The organism is Streptomyces sp. NBC_01478, assembly GCF_036227225.1.
Lineage (GTDB): Bacteria > Actinomycetota > Actinomycetes > Streptomycetales > Streptomycetaceae > Streptomyces.
This window is the reverse complement of the sequence record NZ_CP109444.1, coordinates 1,325,218-1,345,098: the sequence shown is the minus strand read 5'-3', so window position 1 is coordinate 1,345,098 and position 19,881 is coordinate 1,325,218. Positions and strand designations below refer to the sequence as shown.

17 protein-coding genes are annotated in these 19,881 nt (G+C 70.2%); 9 read left to right on the top strand and 8 right to left on the bottom strand.

Annotation, left to right across the window (positions count from 1 at the left end; all coding sequences use genetic code 11):
- The first annotated feature begins 282 nt into the window (after window positions 1–282).
- Window positions 283–2,124 carry an asparagine synthase (glutamine-hydrolyzing) gene (asnB, locus tag OG223_RS06050; RefSeq protein WP_329243465.1) on the top strand — a complete coding sequence of 614 codons (1,842 nt, stop codon included), beginning with the start codon at window positions 283–285 and terminating at the stop codon, window positions 2,122–2,124.
- On the opposite strand, the gene OG223_RS06045 is transcribed toward asnB, so the two are convergent.
- Window positions 2,113–3,699 carry an alpha/beta hydrolase gene (locus OG223_RS06045; RefSeq protein WP_329243463.1) on the bottom strand — a complete coding sequence of 529 codons (1,587 nt, stop codon included), beginning with the start codon at window positions 3,697–3,699 and terminating at the stop codon, window positions 2,113–2,115. The genes asnB and OG223_RS06045 overlap by 12 nt on opposite strands.
- 338 nt (window positions 3,700–4,037) lie before the next feature.
- On the opposite strand from OG223_RS06045, the gene OG223_RS06040 reads away from it, so the two are divergent.
- Window positions 4,038–4,706 carry a chaplin gene (locus OG223_RS06040; protein ID WP_329243461.1) on the top strand — a complete coding sequence of 223 codons (669 nt, stop codon included), beginning with the start codon at window positions 4,038–4,040 and terminating at the stop codon, window positions 4,704–4,706.
- A gap of 100 nt (window positions 4,707–4,806) precedes the next feature.
- Here OG223_RS06040 and OG223_RS06035 read toward each other — a convergent pair whose 3' ends face one another.
- Window positions 4,807–5,736, bottom strand: coding sequence for a LysR family transcriptional regulator (locus tag OG223_RS06035; RefSeq protein ID WP_329243459.1), 930 nt, complete (start codon window positions 5,734–5,736; stop codon window positions 4,807–4,809).
- A gap of 170 nt (window positions 5,737–5,906) precedes the next feature.
- On the opposite strand from OG223_RS06035, the gene OG223_RS06030 reads away from it, so the two are divergent.
- Window positions 5,907–6,806: an SDR family oxidoreductase gene (locus tag OG223_RS06030; protein WP_329243456.1), complete on the top strand. Its 900-nt coding sequence runs from the start codon at window positions 5,907–5,909 to the stop codon at window positions 6,804–6,806.
- Window positions 6,807–6,903: 97 nt separating this feature from the next.
- Here the strand turns inward: OG223_RS06030 and OG223_RS06025 are convergent, their stop codons facing one another.
- Window positions 6,904–8,118 (bottom strand): MFS transporter, encoded by a 1,215-nt coding sequence (locus OG223_RS06025; protein ID WP_329243453.1) that lies wholly within the window; start codon window positions 8,116–8,118, stop codon window positions 6,904–6,906.
- Between the two features lie 114 nt (window positions 8,119–8,232).
- On the opposite strand from OG223_RS06025, the gene OG223_RS06020 reads away from it, so the two are divergent.
- On the top strand, window positions 8,233–8,616 hold the full coding sequence (locus tag OG223_RS06020) for a MerR family transcriptional regulator (protein WP_329243449.1): 384 nt from the start codon (window positions 8,233–8,235) through the stop codon (window positions 8,614–8,616).
- A gap of 40 nt (window positions 8,617–8,656) precedes the next feature.
- On the top strand, window positions 8,657–9,448 hold the full coding sequence (locus tag OG223_RS06015; RefSeq protein WP_329243446.1) for a GNAT family N-acetyltransferase: 792 nt from the start codon (window positions 8,657–8,659) through the stop codon (window positions 9,446–9,448).
- 114 nt (window positions 9,449–9,562) lie between these two features.
- Here the strand turns inward: OG223_RS06015 and OG223_RS06010 are convergent, their stop codons facing one another.
- A complete protein-coding gene (locus tag OG223_RS06010; RefSeq protein ID WP_019057177.1) occupies window positions 9,563–9,826 on the bottom strand; it encodes a GlsB/YeaQ/YmgE family stress response membrane protein in 264 nt (87 codons plus the stop codon).
- 231 nt (window positions 9,827–10,057) lie between these two features.
- On the opposite strand from OG223_RS06010, the gene OG223_RS06005 reads away from it, so the two are divergent.
- Window positions 10,058–11,482, top strand: a complete 1,425-nt coding sequence (locus OG223_RS06005; RefSeq protein WP_329243441.1) for a hydrolase — start codon at window positions 10,058–10,060, stop codon at window positions 11,480–11,482.
- A gap of 51 nt (window positions 11,483–11,533) precedes the next feature.
- Here the strand turns inward: OG223_RS06005 and OG223_RS06000 are convergent, their stop codons facing one another.
- Entirely contained in the window at window positions 11,534–14,254 is a 2,721-nt protein-coding gene (locus OG223_RS06000) for a glycoside hydrolase family 2 protein (protein ID WP_329265161.1), read from the bottom strand.
- Between the two features lie 102 nt (window positions 14,255–14,356).
- Window positions 14,357–15,541 carry an ROK family transcriptional regulator gene (locus OG223_RS05995; protein ID WP_329243439.1) on the bottom strand — a complete coding sequence of 395 codons (1,185 nt, stop codon included), beginning with the start codon at window positions 15,539–15,541 and terminating at the stop codon, window positions 14,357–14,359.
- A gap of 127 nt (window positions 15,542–15,668) precedes the next feature.
- Here OG223_RS05995 and OG223_RS05990 point away from each other — a divergent pair, with 127 nt between their 5' ends.
- Complete coding sequence (locus OG223_RS05990; protein WP_329243436.1) at window positions 15,669–17,138, top strand: APC family permease; 1,470 nt, start codon at window positions 15,669–15,671, stop codon at window positions 17,136–17,138.
- Here the strand turns inward: OG223_RS05990 and OG223_RS05985 are convergent.
- The gene (locus tag OG223_RS05985; RefSeq protein ID WP_329243433.1) at window positions 17,135–17,674 is read right to left on the bottom strand and encodes a hypothetical protein; all 540 of its coding nucleotides are present in this window, start codon (window positions 17,672–17,674) and stop codon (window positions 17,135–17,137) included. The two genes, OG223_RS05990 and OG223_RS05985, sit on opposite strands and share 4 nt — an antisense overlap.
- A gap of 25 nt (window positions 17,675–17,699) precedes the next feature.
- On the opposite strand from OG223_RS05985, the gene OG223_RS05980 reads away from it, so the two are divergent.
- Both OG223_RS05980 and OG223_RS05975 read left to right on the top strand, forming a co-directional pair.
- Window positions 17,700–18,461, top strand: coding sequence for a phosphotransferase (locus OG223_RS05980; RefSeq protein ID WP_329243431.1), 762 nt, complete (start codon window positions 17,700–17,702; stop codon window positions 18,459–18,461).
- A 126-nt stretch (window positions 18,462–18,587) separates the two neighbouring features.
- Window positions 18,588–19,358, top strand: a complete 771-nt coding sequence (locus OG223_RS05975) for an ArsR/SmtB family transcription factor (protein ID WP_329243428.1) — start codon at window positions 18,588–18,590, stop codon at window positions 19,356–19,358.
- A gap of 70 nt (window positions 19,359–19,428) precedes the next feature.
- Here OG223_RS05975 and OG223_RS05970 read toward each other — a convergent pair whose 3' ends face one another.
- A complete protein-coding gene (locus OG223_RS05970) occupies window positions 19,429–19,869 on the bottom strand; it encodes an SPW repeat protein (RefSeq protein ID WP_329243425.1) in 441 nt (146 codons plus the stop codon).
- Between the last annotated feature and the right edge of the window lie 12 nt (window positions 19,870–19,881).

Genomic DNA, 19,881 nt, shown 5'->3' with positions numbered 1-19,881 from the left:
GTTCGGCGGGCGGATGTTGGGCAACTCTTTGCCCTTGGCCGATTCCTGACGAGATCCGCCCGGTGGGGCGCCGATCCACGGATCGCGGGCACGCAAAACGCGGCCGAAAGTACGGGGGTGGGGCGGCCGTCCAGGTTACGGCCGTGTTGACCGAACCTCTCCGGTGGCACACGCTCGTCATATAGGTGCTCGATACAACTGGTTTGCAGGGGCTGGGTCACCCGCAGGGAAAGGCGCAGGTGAGCGACCCATCTCCGGCGGACCGGACGCAGGAGGTAACGCATGTGCGGCATCACCGGCTGGGTCTCCTTCGACCGCGAACTGCGCACCGAGGCCGCGACATTGGATGCAATGACCGAGACGATGGCCTGCCGCGGCCCGGACGACCGCGGCACCTGGATCCAGGGCCCCGCGGCCCTCGGACACCGCCGGCTCGCGATCATCGACCTGCCCGGCGGGCGTCAGCCGATGACCGTCGACACGGCGGACGGCACGGTCGCGCTCGTCTACTCGGGGGAGACCTACAACTTCACCGAACTCCGCCGCCAACTCGCCGACCGGGGACACCGGTTCACCACCGACTCCGACACCGAGGTCGTGCTGCGCGGCTATCTCGAATGGGGCGACGCGGTCGCCGAACGCCTCAACGGGATGTACGCCTTCGCGATCTGGGACGGCCGCCGCGACCGACTCGTCATGATCCGTGACCGCATGGGCATCAAGCCCTTCTACTACCACCCGACCCCCGACGGCGTCCTGTTCGGCTCCGAACCGAAGGCGATCCTCGCCAACCCGCTGGCCCGCGCCCGGGTCACCCTGGACGGCCTGCGCGAACTCTTCACCATGATCAAGACGCCCGGACACGCCATCTGGGACGGCATGTCCGAGGTCGAACCCGGAACCGTCGTCACCGTCGACCGCTCGGGCCAACGGCGCCGCGTCTACTGGCAGTTGGAGACCCGCCCGCACACCGACGACCGTGACGCCACCGTCGCCGCCGTCCGCACGCTCCTCGACGACATCGTGCGCCGCCAGCTCGTCGCCGACGTGCCCCGCTGCACCCTGCTCTCCGGCGGCCTCGACTCCTCCGCCATGACCGCGATCGCCGCCCGCCAACTCGCCGAACACGGCGAGACGGTGCGCAGCTTCGCCGTCGACTTCGTCGGCCAGAGCGAGAACTTCGTCGCCGAACCACTGCGCGGCACCCCCGACACGCCCTACGTCCACGACGTGGCCTGCGCCTCGGGCACCGACCACCAGGACATCGTGCTCGACGCACAGGCCCTCGCCGACCTCGACGTACGGGCGAAGATGCTCCGGGCCCGCGATCTCCCCCTGGGCTTCGGCGACATGGACTCCTCGCTGTACCTGTTGTTCCGCGCCATCCGCGACCAGTCCACCGTCGCCCTGTCCGGCGAGTCCGCCGACGAAGTCTTCGGCGGCTACCAGCAGTTCTTCGACGAGGAGGCCCGGAACGCCGACACCTTCCCCTGGCTGGTGCGCTTCGGCCGGGACTTCGGGGACGACGCCGACGTCCTGCGCGCCGACCTGACCAAGGCGCTGGACACGGAGTCCTACCTCGCGGACGGCTACCGCGCTGCCGTCTCCGGAATCCAACGCCTCGACGGCGACAGCGAGTTCGAGTACCGCATGCGGCGCATCTGCCACCTCCATCTCACCCGCTTCGTACGCATCCTGCTCGACCGCAAGGACCGCGCGAGCATGGCCGTCGGCCTGGAGGTCCGCGTCCCGTTCTGCGACCACCGGCTCGTCCAGTACGTCTACAACACGCCCTGGTCCTTCAAGTCCTACGACGGCCGGGAGAAGACCCTGCTCAGGGAGGCCACCGCGGACGTCCTCCCGCAGTCCGTGTACGACCGGGTCAAGAGCCCGTACCCGTCCACCCAGGACCCCAAGTACGCGGTCGCCCTCCAGGACCACGCCAAGGACCTCCTCGCCCGGCCCGCCCACCCGGTCTTCGACCTCGTCGACCGGGAGAAGCTCCGGCGGGCCGCCCACCGTGACGCACCCATCAGCACCCAGGCGGGCCGCCGCGGCCTGGAACGCACCCTCGACCTGGCGCTCTGGCTGGACCTCTACAAGCCCGAGATCTCAGTTGCCTGAGGCCGAGGTGTCCGGCGCGCAGGAACTCCCGCTGGGCGGCAGCGAGCCGTACAGCAGGAAGTCATTGACCTTGGTGTGCACACACTTGGACGACGCGTAACCGGTGTGGCCCTCACCCTTGTTGTCCAGCACCACGGCCGACGAACCGAGCCGCTGGGCCGTCTCCACCGTCCAGCGGTACGGCGTCGCCGGGTCGCCCCGGGTCCCGACGAGCAGCATCTTCGCCCCGTGCACGTTCTTGACGTCGTCGCGGATGTAGTCCGTGCCCTTGGGACGGCCGTAGCACATCAGCACCTCGGTGAGCCGGTAGCGGCCGAAGACCGGCGAGGCCTGTTCGTACGCGGCGCGCAGGCCGGCCAGGTTCCTGGTGATCTGCTCGGCGGTGGGGCGGTCGGGGTCGTCCGCGCAGTTGATGGCCATCAGCGCGGCCGGGAGGTTGTCGAGCGGGACGTCCTGGGCGTCGACGATCCCGCCGCCGCTCAGCCGGGGCAGACCCGCACCGCCCGACGAGAACGCCATCACGGCCCGCGTGTCACCGTCCTCCACCAGCGAGGCGATGGCCCGCTCCAGGGTCGGCCACAACTGCTTGCTGTACAGCGCCTGGCTGATGGCACCCACCAGGTCCTGACCGGAGAACCGGTCGCCGAAGTCCGACTGCACCGGGTCCTGGTCGAGTGAGCGGACGAGTTGGACGACCCGGTCCGGCGCCGACCGCGCGTCCGTCCCGAAGGGGCAGGCGATGTCCTGCACACACCAGTTGAGGAAGTCCTCCAGCGCCGTCTGCTGTCCCTCGGCGCCCGCGATCCCCTGCTCGGACATCGGTTCGGTGAGGGTGTCGACGCCGTCGAGCACCAACCGGCCCACCTTCTTGGGGAATTGGGCCGCGTACACCGCGCCGAGCCGCGTTCCGTAGGAGAAACCGAGGTAGTTGAGCTTCTTGTCGCCGAGGGCCTGGCGCATCACGTCCAGGTCGCGGGACGCGTTGACCGTGCCGATGTGGGGCAGGACCGGGCCGGAGTACTTGGCGCAGGTGGCGGCCGCCTTCCGCAACTGCTTGAGGACGACCTTCGGATCACTGCTGTCGGTGGTGTCCTCCTCGACGGCGGCCGAGCCCTGGTCGGAGCCCTCACCGCAACTGACGGGCGAGGACTGGCCGACGCCGCGCGGATCGAAGGTGACGACGTCGTAGCCGTTCGTCAGATCCATGAACTCCTTGCCGTCCGAGGCGAGTTCACTGACGCCCGCGCCGCCCGGGCCGCCGAAGTTCAGCAGCACCGAGCCCCGCGACTTCCCGGTCGCCCGGTAGCGGGCCAGCGCGAGATCGAGCGTCCCCCCGCCGGGCTTCGCGTAGTCGAGCGGCACGGTGACCTTTCCGCACTGCAGGTCCTTGGGCGCGTCCCCGTCCTTGCACGCCGCCCACTTCACCTTCTGCCGGTAGAACCGGGACAGGTCGGACGTCGGCCGGTCGTCGGCCGTGGCGAGCGCGGGCAGCCCCGCGCCGAGCAGCGCCAGCGTGAGGACCCCGGTGAACGCGCAGCCCCGGAACGCGGGCCGCGATGACAGCTTGGCCAGCATCAATGCCTCCAAGAACGCGCCGTGACCAGCGCCTGTGATCACGATAGGCGGGCCGCGCGGGCCCCGCCTCCCGGCGGGCGGAGCGGTGATCGGTGCCGTATTCTGCGCCCCTTCAATAGGCATAAGAGGTTTTCCGACTAATGGTTTCCTGCGATTTCCTGCCGGACAAGAACTGATCAAGTTTCGTTACGAGTAGTTCGATAACCGTGACGCTCGATGGAGTGAAAGGCCGATAAGCCATAACTCGGATGGTGCGCCCGCGTTCTATCCGGTGCGGGTGATTGCCCGCTACATCTCTGGAAGGCAGGGAACCTATGAAACGGGTTACCCGAAACGGTGTGATCGCCGTCGCCGCCGTATCCGGTGCGATGGCCGCGGCGCTGCCGGCGTTCGCCGACTCCGGTGCGGACGGCTCGGCGGCCGGTTCGCCCGGGGTGGTCTCCGGCAACACCCTTCAGCTCCCGGTGCACGTGCCGGTGAACGTGTGCGGGAACACCGTCAACGTGGTGGGGCTCCTCAATCCCGCCGCGGGCAACAGGTGCGCCGACGAAAGCGGCGGTGCGAAAGCGGGCGGCGCGAACAGGTCCGGCGGGAAGAACCACGGCGGGCCGCGCGGCGGCGCCGTCGCACAGGGCGGCGAAAAGGATTCGCCCGGTGTGCTCTCCGGCAACGGAGTACAACTCCCGATCCATCTCCCCGTGAACCTCAGCGGCAATTCCGTGAACGTGGTCGGCATCGGCAACCCGACCGTGGGCAACCAGTCCGTGAACACCTCCGGCGACCACCCCCACCACCCCGCACCGCCGACCCCGGCGCCGCCCACGCCGTCGAAGCCGCACCCGGCACCGCCCACGGAGGTGGAGGGGCACCCCGCCCCGCCCGCCGCCGGCGCGTCGCTCGCCCACACAGGCGCCGACAGCACAGTCCCGGCCGCCGCCATGGGCGCGGCCCTCCTCCTGGGCGGCACCGCCCTGTACCGGCGCTACCGCCCCAGGGCGGGACGCTGACCCGAGCACCCGCTCCGGAACGGAAGGCCCCACCGGGTACACGACCGGTGGGGCCTCCGTCGTCCGGGGCGACCCGGTCGGTACGGCGGGACGTCAACTCCTAAGAGCCGTAGGGGAGTTCCTCCTTCTGCTCCGCCGGAGCCCGGAGAAGTGCGTGGGCCGCCTTCCGGAACGCGGTCAGCAGCCGGTTGTGCTCACCTGCCCGGGTCGCGAGGGCGACGTGGCTCGGCTCGACGCCGTGGAGAGGGATCGCCGTGATGTCCGGGCGGACCGTCTGGCCCGGGCGGAGCCCGGCGATGATGGCCACGGCCCGCCCGTCGGCGACGAACTCGAACTTGTCCTCCAGAGCCCGGATGACCGGACCGCCGGGTGCCGGGCGGCCGTCGGGCCGGGGATCGATACGCCAGAACGCGCTCCACGCCGGGTCCGCGCCGGGAACCTGCGGAACGGGCTCGTCGGAGATGTCGTCCAGGGTGACGGACTCCTTGCCGGCCAGCCGGTGGTCGAGCGGCACGAGCAGGAGGCGGGGCTCGTCGTAGAGGACCGTGACCTCCAACTGGTCGGTGGCGAACGGCAGTCGGGCCACCACCGCGTCGACCCGGCGATCGAGCAGGGCCGCACGCACATCGTCGTAGGCCAGATGCACGACCTGCACATCGGCGTCCGGATGCCGGCGCCGCACCTGGCGCACCGCCGGAGTGACGAAGAGGTTCGCCATGTACCCGACGGTGAGGCGGCTGGGTTCCGCGGCGGCGCGGGTCTCCGCCGCGGCCTGGGCGGCGGAGCGCAACAGCGCCTTGGCGCGGGGCAGGAAGACCTCCCCGGCCTCCGTGAGCCGGGTGCCCTGCGGGGTACGGTCCAGCAGCCGGGCCCCCAACTGGTCCTCCAGCCGCCGGACTTGACGGCTCAGGGACGGCTGGGTGATGTGCAGCGCCTCGGCGGCGCGGCCGAAGTGACGCTGCTCGGCGACGGCGATGAAGTACCGCACGAGGCGCAGTTCGAGATCGGGCGCGGAAGGCAGGTCCGTCATGCCTGAAGTGTACGGCGTGTGGCTGCGGGGACTCTGGCCGTATGGGCTTCTGAGCTGCTGTGATGCCTGATCCGTATTGCCCCATGCGAAACAGGCTTTGGACCGGGAACCCGTGCCCCGCCCACGATGGAAACACAGCACAGATCCCTCTCTCTTCGAAGGAACGCAGCATGCGAGTTTTCGTCACCGGCGCGACCGGCTTCATCGGCTCCGCCGTGGTCCGTGAACTGCTCGACGCCGGGCACACGGTCACCGGACTGGCCCGCTCGGACGCGTCCGCCGAGGCGCTGACGGCCGTGGGGGCCGCCGTGCACCGGGGCTCGCTCGACGATCTCGACAGCCTGCGGAGCGGCGCGGCGGCGGCGGACGGGGTCTGCCATCTGGCGTTCATCCATGACTTCACCGACTTCGCCGCCAACTGCGCCACCGATCTGCGCGCCATCGAGGCGATCGGTGAGCAACTCGCGGGCACGGACAAGCCGTTCGTGGTCACCTCGGGCACACCCGGACTCTCCGACGGGCGGGTGGCGACGGAGGAGGATCACGTCGAACCCGGGTCGTTCGCGGCGACCCGGCAGCCCTCCGAGATCGCGGGGGTGGCGCTGGCGGAGCGCGGAGTGCGGTCGTCGGTCATCCGGCTGCCTCGTTCCGTGCACGGCACCGGTGACCAGGGATTCGTCCCCCAACTCATCGCCGTAGCACGGGAGAAGGGCCTGTCGGCGTACGTCGGCGAGGGCGCCGCCCGCTGGCCCGCCGTGCACCGGCTCGACGCGGCCAAGCTGTACCGCTGGGCCCTGGAGTCGGCCCCGGCGGGCGCGCAATACCACGCGGTCGGCGACGAGGCGCTGCCGCTCCGCGAGATCGCCGAGGTCATCGCCCGCCGCCTCGACGTCCCGACCGGCAGCGTGTCTGCCGAGCAGGCGGTCGGCCACTTCGGGTTCCTCGGCCTCGTCGCCTCGCTGGACTGCCCGGCGTCGAGCACGCTGACGCGGAAGCAGACGGGGTGGGAGCCGGTGGAGGTCGGGCTGATCGCCGACCTGGAGGCGGGGCATTACTTCGGGGAGGCGTAGGAAATCAGGTGCGGGGTCGTCGGTTGCCTGTCTGCGGGTCGGTCGCGCCCCCGCAGCGGAGCGGCACGTGTCACAGCCCCGCGCCCGGTTGGGGCCCTTACACACAAGGTGAGTTGACGTGTTGGTCGGCCTGGGCGGGTGCCGCCGGGAACGCGTGCCGGCGGCCCAGCACGACGACAGTGAGCGCGCCCGCGACCAACGGCAACGCCGTCCAGGGCAAGGCCCCCGCGCCCAACCCCGACAGGGCGAGTCCACCGGTGAACGACCCCCCGGCGATGCCCGCGTTGTACACCGTGGTCTGCAACGACGTTGCCACGTCGGCGTGTTCGGGACCCGAGGCGTTGACGAGCGCGGTCTGGATCAGTGTCGGCGCCCCGCCGAACGCGACGCCCCACACGGCGACGGAACCGAGCAGCACCGCGGGGGAGTCGCCATGGAGGCCGAGCACACACATGACCACCACGAACAGGGTCATCGCGCCCAACAGTGTGGGCCGCGCCCACCGGTCCACGAGCACCCCGGTGGCCCAGATCCCGACGACCGTGGCGGCCCCGAACACCAGCAGGACGACGTCCGTACGGCCGTAGCCGGTGTGCGCCGTGAACGGGGCGACGTACGTGTACATCACCTGATGCCCCAGCAGCAGGAACAGCGTGACCGACAGGACCGCCGGAATCCCCGGCAGTAGGGCGACACTCCTCAACGGCACGCGTGCGCCGGGGAGTTCACCGGGGAAGTCGGGGACCCGCAGCCGTAGCCAGACCACCACCAGGACCGCGAGCCCGGCCAGCATCCCGAACGCCGTGCGCCAGCCGACCGCCCCGGCCAGCGCGGTGCCGGCGGGCACGCCCAGGGACAGGGCGAGGGTGATCCCGGCCAGCACGATCGCGATGGCCCGGCCGCGTCGCTCGACGGGCACCATCCGGGCGGCGTACCCGGCGAGCATCGCCCACATGGTGCCGCCCATCACCCCGGCGAGCAGCCGGGCGCCGAAGGTGAGGGCGTACGACGACGACAGCGCGACCACCGCGTCGGCGCAGGCGAAGCCCAGCAGCGTGCCGACGAGGACGGTGCGGCGCGGCAGCCCGCGCAGGGCGGCGGTGACCGGGATCGCGGCCAGGAAGGAGGCGACCGCGTAACCGGTGACCAGGAAGCCGACCCGCGCCTCGGAGACACCGAGGGCCGGTGCCATCCGGGGCAGCAGACCGGCCGGGAGGAGTTCGGTCAGGACGGCGGTGAAGGCGGCCGTGGACAGGGCGAGGAGCCCGGACCAGGGCAGGGCGATGCCCTTGGCCGGGGATGCGGTGGTCATGGGACCATGGTCGAACCCTCACATCAGTGTGAAGGCAAGCGAACGCCCGACCATCGAACCTCCCATCGCCGAGCCCCGCGAGTACGGCCCCGCTCGCCCGCCCTGGAGGCAGCCATGAAGATCGGCGAACTCTCCCGCCGCACCGGCGTCCCCACCCGCCTCCTGCGCTACTACGAGGAACAGGACCTGCTGCACCCCGACCGCACCGAGAACGGCTACCGCTCCTACGGTGAGCCCGCGGTCCGTGACGTCCAGCAGATCCGGGGCCTGCTGGACTCGGGGCTCACCACGGAGATGATCCGCGCGATCCTGCCGTATCTCTCCGGCCCGGAGGAGATCCATGTCCCCGCCGACTGTCTGACCGAGGAGACGGCGGCGCTGCTCAGCGACCACGTCGACCGGATCCAGGCCCGCATCGACTGCCTGGCCCGCAACCGCGACCGGCTGAGCGCGTATCTGGCGGCGGTACGACCGGACGGGCCGCCGCAGGGCTCGTAATTCCGTTGCCGGGTCCGGGCGTGGCTGGTGAAGTGGGCGCATGGATCTTGCCGCGGTACTTGCCCTCCACGACCGTGAACTGCGTGAAGGCGCCCGGCCCGACGGCCCCGGAGCCCACGTCGAGCGGGTCGGGGGAGTGGTGCGCCAGGTCGCCGACGCACACGGGTGGAACGGCGTGCTGTGGTCGGACCTGGACACCACGGACGCGGACGCGGCGATCGCCGAGCAGATCGCGTATTTCAGCGCGCTCGGCCGTGACTTCGAGTGGAAGCTCTACGGACACGACCTGCCGGCGGATCTCGGACAGCGGCTGACGGCGGCGGGGTTCACGCCCGAGCCGCCGGAGGCGCTGATGATCGGTGAGGTCGCCGCACTCACCCTCGACGCCGAACTGCCGGACGGCGTCCGCCTGTTGACCGCCACCGACCAGGCCGGCGTCGACCTCCTGGTGCACGTCCACGAGCAGGCCTTCGGCACGGACAGCAGCCGGCTGCGCGCCCGCCTCCTCGACCAACTCGCCGCCGAACCCGACTCGTTGGTGGCCGTCGTCGCCCTCGCCGGTGACGAACCGGTGAGCGCGGCCCGGATGGAACTCGTCCCCGGCACCGACTTCGCCGGTCTGTGGGGCGGCGGCACGGTGAAGGCATGGAGGGGCCGCGGCATCTACCGCGCACTGATCGCCCACCGCGCCCGCATCGCCGCGGACCGCGGCTACCGCTACCTCCAGGTCGACGCCTCCGACGAGAGCCGCCCCATCCTCGAACGCCTCGGCTTCGCCCGGCTGACCACGACGACGCCGTACGTGTACGAGCCGCAGACCCGGGCGGAGTGAGCAAGGGCTCTCCGCGAGGCGCAGCGGCGCGAGAAGCGGGGGATCGGGCGGCGGGCGCACAGAATGCGGCCACCGCCGCCCGGTCTCACCCGCGCGGGAGGTCCCGCCGCCCGCTCAGCGGCGCGCCCTCGACCGGTCCAGCGCGGCGATCCCGACCGCTGCCAGACCGATCTGGATGAGCCACTCGATCCAGTCGATGCCCTTGGTGTCGGCGACCCCCAGGCCCGATGCGATCGCCGCGCCGATCAGTGCGGCCACGATGCCGACGACGATCGTCAGCAGCACGCCGATGTGCTGGCGGCCGGGGACGACGAGCCGTCCCAGCACGCCAATGATGATGCCGATGATGATGGCACTGATGATGCCCGAGATCTCCATCTCCGCCCCTCTTTGTCGATAGTCCTGCTCCCTTCATGTGCCCGCTGGACGCCAAGGCAGTCCGCCCGGGTTTTGTTGCCTGTTATTGCCGGGACTTTCTGTTCACCACCCCGTCATGCCATGTACCTTTCAATCGTTCAACGCGTGTAGAACTCCCCAACTACCGTTCTACGCGCGCAGATCAGGCGCCCGCACCGCACCCTTCCCCATCCCCTCACGGAGGTTCGCCGGATGCTTGGATCCAGAAGATCCCGCCGCAGACTCACCACCGCCCTCGCCGGCCTGGGGCTTCTCGTCACAGGGGCCGCCCTTCAGGTCACCAGCACGGCCACGCCCGCGCACGCGGCCACCACGCACCGCGTCCTGTTCGACGACGGCCACGCCGAAGAGGCGGGCAACGCGGACTGGATCATCTCCACCAGCAAGCCCGACCCGCTGTCCCAGGACTCCTCCCCGTCGTCCGAGACCGACTGGACCGGGGCGCTCTCGTCGTGGGGCGTCGCCCTGCAGAAGACCGGCGACTACAGCCTCAAGACCGCGACCAGCGCGCTGACGTACGGCGGTTCGTCGACGACCGACCTGTCGAACTTCGACACGCTGGTCCTGCCCGAGCCCAACACGCTGTTCACGACCGCCGAGAAGACCGCGATCATGACGTTCGTCCAGAACGGCGGCGGCCTCTTCATGATCTCCGACCACACCGGCGCCGACCGCAACAGCGACGGCGAGGACGCGGTCGAGATCCTCAACGACCTGATGACGAACAACAGCGTCGACTCGACCGACCCGTTCGGCTTCTCCATCGACACCCTCGACGTCAGCTCCGGTTACCCCGCCGCGATCAGCGACAGCAGCAACGCGGTCCTGAACGGCGCTTTCGGCACGGTCACCAAGAGCCTGATCGCCGACGGCACGACGGCCACGCTGAAGCCCGCCGACAACGCGAACGTCAAGGGCCTTGTGTACCGCAGCGGTTACTCCGGCAACACCGGCGCGTTCTTCGCGACCAGCACCTTCGGCAGCGGCCGCGTCGCCTTCTGGGGTGACAGCTCGCCCATCGACGACGGCACCGGCCAGTCCGGCAACACGCTCTACGACGGCTGGAACGACACCGGCGCCACCAACGCGGCCCTCGCCCTCAACGCCACCGCGTGGCTGGCCGGCGACGGCAGCACCGGTGGTGGCGGCGGAGGCGACGGCACCTGCACCGCCGCCCAACTGCTCGGCAACCCGGGCTTCGAGTCCGGCAACACCACCTGGACCGCCAGTAGCGGCGTCATCACCACCTCCAGCAGCGAGGCCGCCCGCACCGGTTCGTACAAGGCCTGGCTGGACGGCTACGGAACCGCCACCACCGACACCCTGTCCCAGTCGGTGAGCATCCCGTCCGGCTGCTCCGCCACCCTCAGCTTCTATCTGCACATCGACACCGCGGAGACCACCACCAGCACCGCCTACGACAAGCTGACGGTCACCGCCGGATCCACCACCCTGGCCACGTACTCCAACCTGAACGCGGCCTCCGGATACGTCCTGAAGTCCTTCGACGTCTCCTCCCTGGCCGGCACCACCGCCACCATCAAGTTCAGCGGCGTCGAAGGGTCCACCCTCCAGACGTCGTTCGTCGTCGACGACACCGCGCTCAACGTGAGCTGATGACGACCGGTGGGGCCCGGCGGCGGCCGGGCCCCACCGGTTCTCAGACGGTCACGCCGCCGGGACCGTCCGCTCCGGCGTGTTCCAGCCGGAGACCCGCACCCGTGGCGCCGACCCGTGCAGATCCGCCGTCCGGTAGGTCACCGTCAGCGTCTTCGACTCCCCGGGCCACAGGCTCAGTTCGTTGTCGGACCACCGCACCGGCAGCACCGGCCTGCCCGCCGCGTCCACGAGATGGACGTCGGTGAGGAGTGAAGGCGTCCTCCCCTTGCCGGAGTTGCGCACCGTGACGGTCGTGGTCGAGGTGCCGTCCGCGCCCGCCGAGGTCGACGCCGTCGCCGAAACCGGCACCTGCGCCATCGCGTTGAGCCCCTTGAGGTCCGCGTAGCTCGTCGTCGGCGTGTAGTACCAGTCGGTGTGCGCCCAGTCGAGCGTGTCGGGTTCGGCGGAGAGCCAGTACACGTTCCGGCTCACCTCCTTGCCGGACGCGTCGGTCAGGGTCAGCCGCACCAGGTACGTGGTCGACAGCCCGGGAACCGACGCGGGCAGGGTGAGCGCGGTGCTGTGAGCGCCGCCGCCGGAGACCCTCACCCCGGTCACCTTCTTGTCGTACTTCTGGGTGCCGTCGGTGTTGAACAGCGTTGCCCGCGCGGTGAGTTGGTGTGCCGAGGAGTTCCGGTTGTTCACCACGACGACCGAGCGGTTGTCGTAGGAGTACTGGATGTGCAGCGGCTCGTTCGCCTTCTTCGCGCCGAAGTAGGCGCCGCCCTGGTCGAGGTAACGGTCCATCAACTGCCAGTGCAGCGAGGTCCAGCCGCTGTTGAACATCCAGTAGACGACCCCGGTGGCCGGCTTCGAGGCGTCGGTTGCGTTGCGCTCGTACGCCTCGAACTGGGCCCGCACATTCTCGTACTGCGCCAACTGCGCCTTGCGGACGTAGTCGGTGAGGCTCGTCGGCGGGCCGTAGCGGCCGGTGAGGGCGTTGTCGTACAGCTTGAGGGTGTTGAAGACCGGTGACGGGGAGCGGTGGTACTGCTTGGCGCTCGGGTCCTTCCAGAGCGTGGCCAGTTCGGCCGGGGTCATCATCCGGCGCAGGGTGTCGAGGGTGGGGATGTCGGGGCCCGCGCTGGTCTCGGAGTTGAAGCCGGTGGCGCCGCCCTCGCGTTTGGCGTACCAGTAGTTCGGCGGGATCCAGTCGTAGGGGCCGGTCATCTTCATGCCCGAACTGCCGCTGATCGGCGACGAGTTGTCAGACGCGGCGGCGACCACCGGGGTTTTCCAGTCGGCGGCCTTCAAGGCGTCCAGGTACGTCTTCTCGATCCTCGCGTCGGGGGCGAAGTCGCTGCCGATGAGGAAGGAGATCACGCTCGGGTGGTCGCGCAGCCGGGCGGCCTCGGCGGCCATCGACGCCTTGGCGACGGGGTAGTCGGCGGCGGTCCACTTGTCGCCGGTCTCGTCCCCGTTGACCTGGCCCTCCCACTTGTCGCAGCACTCCCAGCCGGGGAGGGTCAGGATGCCGTAGCGGTCGGCCAGGTCGAAGAACTCGTCCGGCTCGATGTGTCCTTCCAGGCGGATGGTGTTCAGGCCCAGGTCGAGGGCGTACTTCAGGCGGTCCTCGACGTACGTCCTGTCCCAGCGCAGGAACTCGTCCGGTGACCAACCGCCGCCCTTGATCAGCACCTTGCGGCCGTTGATCCGGTACTGGCGGTCGCCGTCCGAGTTCAGCGGAGCCCGCACATCGCGGATGCCGAAGGTCTCGTGCGCGATGTCGGAGGGGGTGCCCGCGACGGAGGCGGTGAGGTCCAGGTCGTAGAGCGGCTGGCCGCCCATGCCGGCCGGCCACCAGACCTTCGGGGAGTCCAGGTGGACGGTGAAGGTGACGGTCTTCGTCCGGTGCGCGGCGAGGGAGACGCTGGTGGCGAAGGACTTGGTGCCGATGCTGCCGCTGACCCGCGCGGCGACGGGGGTGTTCGAGTCGTTGCGGACCCGCGCCTTCACCGTCAGGTCGGCGGTGGCGAGTGACGGCACGGCCAGGCTGGTCACCACATGTGCGTCGCGCAGCGCGACCGGGCCGCCGCGCCGGACGAGGACGTCACGGACGATGCCCATGTTCTCGTCGGGCGGCGGCTGGAGCCAGTCGATCCAGCCCATGGTGAGGTTCTTGTTCGGGTCGTTCGGCCGGACGCGGAAGGCGACCGTGTTCGTGCCGGAGCGGACGAGCGAGGTGACGTCCACCTCGTGCTGGGTATAGGCGCCGACCACATTGGCGGCCTTGGCGACCTGTTTGCCGTTGACATAGACGTCGGCTGCCGAGATCACCCCGCTGAAGTCGAGGTAGGTGCGCTCGCCGGGATCGGCGACCGTGAAGTCGCTGCGGTACCACCACGGCACCTGGAAGTCGGCCTTCGGGATCTTCCGCTGGTTGGTCGAGTAGAAGGGGTCCGGGTAGACGCCGTCGGCGATCAGGGCCGCGAGGACGGTCGAGCGCGCGCCGGCCGGGTACCAGCCGGTCGCCCGATAGCCGGGGGAGGAGACGGCCGCGGGCGAGTCGGTGACCTTGGCGGACGACTGGATCGCGTAGCCGGACAGCGGGGTGGCGGTCCCGGCCGTCGAGCGTACGGCGGTCACGGGGGCCTGTGCGTGCTGCTGCGGGGACGGCTCCCGGGCCCCCGCCCAGGCGCCGGTGGTGAGGGTGCCGAGCAGGCCGAGGGCGACCGCGGCCGTGGCGAGACGGCCTCTGAGAAGTGGGGGAACGGCGGGGCGGTGGAACACGGCGGTCTCCAGCCTCGTCAAGTTAGGAAGCTTTACTAACCGCACCAGAAGGTAGGGCGCGCGAAGGGGCCTGTCAATCACCGTTGCCCGTGGGCGAGTTGTTCAGGACGCCGAGTGGCGCTCGAACACCAGGTCCCGCGCGGTGCCCAGCGCGGTGGCCACCGCACCCAGCAGCACCGCGTCCTCGCCCAGCGCGCTGGGCACGATCTTCGGCCGGAGCGGAGTGAGCGCGCGCAGGTTCTCCCGCACCGGGCGGAGCAGCAGATCCACGCTGTGCCCGACCCCGCCGCCCAGGACGACCAGGTCCGGATCGAGCACCGCGGCCGCCGCCGCCACCGTGTGCGCGATCCGCTCGCCCTCCAGCTCAACCGCCTTGACTGCTGCGGCGTTTCCCTGCCGGGCCGCGTCGAACACGGCCTTCGCGGTGAGCTGCTGCCCGCTCATGCCGAACATCCGGGCCGCCTCCACGACGGCCACCCCGGAGACCGCGTCCTCCAGCGTCTCCGGCTTCTGCCGCCCCGGCCACGGCAGGAACCCGATCTCCCCGGCGCCGCCGTGCGCCCCCGTGAACAGCCGCCCCTCGCTGACCACGCCCATGCCCAGACCGGTGCCGATCATGATGTACGCGAACAGCTTGCTGCCCGCGCCGACGCCGTACGTGTACTCGCCCAGCGCCGCGAGATTCGCGTCGTTGTGCACCTCCAGCGGGACGCCCAGCTCCTCCCGCATCCGGTCGAACAGCCCGGCCCGGCCCCAGCCCGGCAGATGCATCGCGTACCGCACCCGGCGCCGCTGCTCGTCGTAGACACCCGGCGTGCCCACCACGGCGTGCACCACCGCCGCCGGTTCGACCTCGGAGTTCGCGACCACCTGGTGCGCGGTGGCGACCACCAGCTCGGCCATGGCGCCCGAGCTGCGGGCCCGGTTGCGGACGTCCGCCCGGGCCACCACCTCGCCGTCCAGATTGGCCACCGCGACCCGCAGCCAACTGCGGCCCACGTCGATCCCGAGCGCGTACCCGGCGGACGGATCGGGGGCGTACAGCACGGCGGTCCGGCCGCGCTCGGGAGCCTGCGTGCCGACCTCGTGGACCAGTCCCGCCTCCTCCAGTGCGGCGAGCGCGCTGGAGACCGTCGGCTTCGACAGGCCTGTCTCGCGGGCGAGTTGGGCCCGCGAGGCGGCACCGGCGGTGCGCAGCCTGTCGAGCAGCAGCCGCGCGTTGGTACTGCGCAGCCGCTGCCGGCTCCAGGGCTGGTCCGGTCGCTCCACGGCGTCACTGGCGGGCATCGCATCATTCTCCGGCATCCGGGACAGCCTCTTGACGAGTCTAGTAAGGCTCCTTAACTTTATCGCCCAGTCACCCGCACCGGGCCATCCCGTCTCCCTCTCCCCGTGACCAGCCCCAGGAGTCCCCATGTCCGGTAGTCCGCCTCCCGGTAGCCCGCCCCCCGACGGCGGGTTCGTCCGCCGCGTCGGCCTCTTCCAGGCCACCGCCATCAACATGAGCCAGATGTGCGGGATCGGTCCGTTCGTGACGATCCCGCTGATGGTCGCCGCGTTCGGCGGCCCGCAGGCGGTGATCGGCTTCGTCGCGGGCGCGGTCCTCGCGCTCGCCGACGGGCTCGTGTGGGCCGAGATGGGCGCCGCGATGCCCGGCTCCGGCGGCAGCTACGTCTATCTGCGCCAGGCCTTCCAGTACCGCACCGGCCGGCTGATGCCGTTCCTGTTCGTGTGGACGGCGATGCTCTTCATCCCGCTGATCATGTCCACCGGCGTGGTCGGCTTCGTGCAGTATCTCGGCTATCTGGCACCGGACTTGGGCAAGACGTCGGGCGACCTCATCGGCCTCGGCGTGATCGCCCTGGTGATCCTCCTGCTGTGGCGCGGCATCGAGAACATCGCCCGCATCACCGCCGTCATGTGGACCGTGATGATCGCCTCGGTGTTCCTGGTGATCCTGGCCGCCGCGACCCACTTCAGCGGCGACCTCGCCTTCACCTACCCGGCACACGCCTTCGACCTGGGCAGCGACCACTTCTGGCTCGGCTTCGCCGGCGGCCTGACCATCGGCATCTACGACTACCTCGGCTACAACACCACCGCCTACATGGGCGCCGAGATCAAGGACCCCGGCCGCACCCTGCCGCGCTCCATCCTCTTCTCCATCGTCGGCATCATGGTGATCTACCTCATGCTCCAGATCGGCACCCTCGGCGTCATCGACTGGCACCGGATGACGAACGTGAACGACATCGCCTCCACGTCGGTGGCCTCGGCCGTCCTGGAGAAGACCTGGGGCAAGGGCGCCGCCGACACGGTCACCGTCCTGATCCTGATCACGGCCTTCGCCTCGGTCTTCACCGGCCTCCTCGGCGGCTCCCGGGTCCCCTACGACGCGGCCCGCGAACGCGTCTTCTTCCGCCCCTACGCCAAGCTCCACCCCAAGCACCGCTTCCCGATGCTGGGCCTGGCCACCATGGGCGTGATCACGGCGATCGGCTTCCTCATCGGCCGTCACACCGACCTCGCGACCCTGATCCAACTCCTCACCACGGTCATGGTCATCGTCCAGGCACTGGCCCAGATCATCGCCCTGACGGTCCTGCGCAGGCGCCAGCCGACCCTGCGCCGCCCGTACCGGATGTGGCTCTACCCCGTGCCGAGCATCGTCGCCTTCGTCGGCTGGTGCGTGATCTACGGCTACGCGGACAAGAACTCCCCGGGCCGCCACCCCATCGAGTGGTCCCTGGCCTGGCTGGCCCTGGGCTGCGTCGCGTTCGTGATCTGGGCCCGCATGGAGAAGGTGTGGCCGTTCGGCCCGAAGGAGATCACCGAGGAGTACCTCACGGAGACCGCCCCGGACCCCGAACCCGCCGGTGCCTAGAGGTAGTTGACCCAGCCCGTCGCGGCCAGCACCTCGCCCGCGATGTCGACGACGGAGCGCCCGTCGGTCACCACCCGGACGGTGTCCACGGGCGCCCGCTCGTCCAACACCCGTGCTTTACTGGCACTGTTGGCCAGCTCGCGCGCCAACTCGCTGCCGATCTCCCGCCCGTTCAGCCGCCCGGCCGCCGTTTCGTCGGAGGCGGTCAGCAGCACCCGTACGATTCGGGTGTCCGCCCCCATCGCCCGACGGAACTGTCCGGCCGACTCGTCGAGCACGCTCACCGTGTTCGTGTACACCAGCCGCCGGTACCCCAGCGCGGCGTAATTCCCCCACACGGCGGTCAGGTTGGCCTCGCCGATCGCCGTCCGGTGCGGATCGCCGGCCGGTGCCGGATGCACCTTTCCCATGAAGTCCCCGTCGATCACGGCATGGGCGACCTCCGCCGCCCGCAGCCGCGCCGACACCTCCCAGCCGACGGTCGTCTTCCCGACCCCGGCGCGTCCGCCGATGAGCAGTGCCTCCGAGTGATCCATGGGCGCAGGGTCCCAAGGGACACTCGTGAGGTCGAGTGATTTCGGGGAGGCGGACCGCGTGGAGGAATCGGTGCTGGGCGGAGGGGCGATCAACAAGGTCGTAAGGGTCGGCGAGACCGTACGCCGTACACCCGCCGAACGGTCGCGGTACGTCACCGGACTGCTCGCGCTGTTCGAGCGGCGGGGGTGGGAAGGAGCACCGCGCTTCCTCGGCACGGACGAGCGGGGGCGCGAGGTGTTCCGGTACATCGAGGGCCGGGCGGCCGTCGATACCGGCGAACGCTCCGCCGTGCGCACCGACGACAGCCTCGTCCGCGTCGCACAACTCGTCCGCGCCTTCCACGACTTGACCCACGGCACACCGGAGGCCGGTGACCAGGACGTCGTCTGCCACAACGACCTGGCCCCCAAGAACACCGTCTACGACCGTGCGTGGCACCCGCTGGCCTTCGTCGACTGGGACCTCTCCGCTCCCGGCGAGCGCGTCCACGACCTCGCCCATGTCTGCTGGCAGTACCTGGACCTCGGCCCGGGCGTCACCGACGTGCGGGCGACCGCCCGCCGGATCGCGCTGCTCTGCGAGGCGTACGGCCTCGACGACACCGACCGGCTCCTGGACACGGTCCTGTGGTGGCAGGACCGGTGCGCGCGAGGCATCGACGCCGGCGCCGAGCGCGGCGAACGGGGCATGGCGGACCTGCGGGCGAGCGGTGTCGTGGACGACATCCGGGACGCGCACGGCTGGGTGGCCGCGCACCGCCGTGAGCTGAGCGCGTTCCTGGGCTGAGGCGCCGTGGAACATCCCGCAGACGCCGTGGAACAGCCCGCGTCGGACGACGATGAAGCCGCTCGCCTTGACATGCAGGTAATTGCCTGCATAACGTTGAGTGTGCGATCCGAACATGACTCAGGGATGGACGCGGTCTTCAAGGCCCTGGCCGACGAGACCCGCCGACGTCTGCTCGACCGGCTGCACGAGCACAACGGGCAGACGCTCGGGGAGTTGTGCGGGCGTATCGACATGACCCGTCAGTCGGTGACCCAGCATCTGGCCGTCCTGGAGGCCGCCAACCTGGTCAGCACGGTGCGGCGCGGGCGGGAGAAGCTGCACTACCTCAATCCGGTGCCGCTGCACGAGATGCAGGAGCGCTGGATCGACAAGTTCGAGCGCCCGCGACTGCGCGCGCTCGGCGCCCTGAAGCGACGAGCCGAGGAAGCCATGACCGACAAGCCGACATTCGTCTACGTCACCTACATCGCGAGCACCCCCGAGAAGGTCTGGGACGCGCTCACCGACGCCGACCTGACCGCCGCCTACTGGGGCCACAGCAATGTGTCCGACTGGCGGCCGGGTTCCCGCTGGGAGCATGTGCGCACCGACGGTTCCGGCATCGCCGACGTCGTCGGGACCGTCGTCGAGAGCGACCGCCCGAACCGCCTGGTGACGACCTGGACCTCGCCGGAGAACGAGGGCCCGGAGGACACGTACTCCCGCGTCACCTACGACATCCGGCGGCACGAGGACATCGTGCGCCTCACCGTCACCCACGAGGACCTCGCCGACGAGGGCGAGTTGTCCGACGTGTCCGGCGGCTGGCCGGCCGTGCTGTCCAACCTCAAGTCCGTTCTCGAAACCGGCAGCCCCCTCCCGCAGGCGCCGTGGCTGGTGCCGGGCGGCCACTGAAGGGGGCGTGCCTGCCTTTCGGGGGTCCCGATGAAAGGGCCCGATGACGGGGTCACGTTGACGGGGATTCCTACGGCTTGGGAGTGCTCCGCGCCGCCGTACCGGCACACACCAGGCCCAGGAGCACGGCCAGTCCGCCGATGATGACGTTGTTCAGGATGACGCCCTTGTCGGGGCTGTCGCCGACGATCCACGGCGAGATGATCATCCAGACGCCCAGGGCGCTCATCGCCCAACTGAGGCCGTACATGCGCTCCGGCGCCCTGGTGAACCCGAGGGCCAGCAGGCCGATCGCGATGCCGAGGATCAGGTTGTGCGGCACGAGCGCGGGCTGGCTCGTCGTGTAGTGGAGTATCCACGGGGATACGGCGCAGTACAGACCGAGCAGGAACACCGGTCCGTCCACGAGCGCCACATCGCGTCCACCGAGCATGCGGGCGTAGCGCGCCTGCATTTCGGAGACATCAGGGTGGCTCGCCATGTCACCTCTGGTGTGCGAGACGTTGGCCATGATGCGTCTCCT

What these genes read in the sequence shown, in the direction of transcription:
- asnB (WP_329243465.1), top strand. Translation starts at nt 283, where the DNA reads ATGTGCGGCATCACCGGCTGGGTCTCCTTCGACCGCGAACTGCGCACC.
- OG223_RS06045 (WP_329243463.1), bottom strand. Translation starts at nt 3,699, where the DNA reads ATGCTGGCCAAGCTGTCATCGCGGCCCGCGTTCCGGGGCTGCGCGTTC.
- OG223_RS06035 (WP_329243459.1), bottom strand. Translation starts at nt 5,736, where the DNA reads ATGACGGACCTGCCTTCCGCGCCCGATCTCGAACTGCGCCTCGTGCGG.
- OG223_RS06030 (WP_329243456.1), top strand. Translation starts at nt 5,907, where the DNA reads ATGCGAGTTTTCGTCACCGGCGCGACCGGCTTCATCGGCTCCGCCGTG.
- OG223_RS06025 (WP_329243453.1), bottom strand. Translation starts at nt 8,118, where the DNA reads ATGACCACCGCATCCCCGGCCAAGGGCATCGCCCTGCCCTGGTCCGGG.
- OG223_RS06020 (WP_329243449.1), top strand. Translation starts at nt 8,233, where the DNA reads ATGAAGATCGGCGAACTCTCCCGCCGCACCGGCGTCCCCACCCGCCTC.
- OG223_RS06015 (WP_329243446.1), top strand. Translation starts at nt 8,657, where the DNA reads ATGGATCTTGCCGCGGTACTTGCCCTCCACGACCGTGAACTGCGTGAA.
- OG223_RS06010 (WP_019057177.1), bottom strand. Translation starts at nt 9,826, where the DNA reads ATGGAGATCTCGGGCATCATCAGTGCCATCATCATCGGCATCATCATT.
- OG223_RS06005 (WP_329243441.1), top strand. Translation starts at nt 10,058, where the DNA reads ATGCTTGGATCCAGAAGATCCCGCCGCAGACTCACCACCGCCCTCGCC.
- OG223_RS05995 (WP_329243439.1), bottom strand. Translation starts at nt 15,541, where the DNA reads ATGCCCGCCAGTGACGCCGTGGAGCGACCGGACCAGCCCTGGAGCCGG.
- OG223_RS05990 (WP_329243436.1), top strand. Translation starts at nt 15,669, where the DNA reads ATGTCCGGTAGTCCGCCTCCCGGTAGCCCGCCCCCCGACGGCGGGTTC.
- OG223_RS05985 (WP_329243433.1), bottom strand. Translation starts at nt 17,674, where the DNA reads ATGGATCACTCGGAGGCACTGCTCATCGGCGGACGCGCCGGGGTCGGG.
- OG223_RS05975 (WP_329243428.1), top strand. Translation starts at nt 18,588, where the DNA reads ATGGACGCGGTCTTCAAGGCCCTGGCCGACGAGACCCGCCGACGTCTG.
- OG223_RS05970 (WP_329243425.1), bottom strand. Translation starts at nt 19,869, where the DNA reads ATGGCCAACGTCTCGCACACCAGAGGTGACATGGCGAGCCACCCTGAT.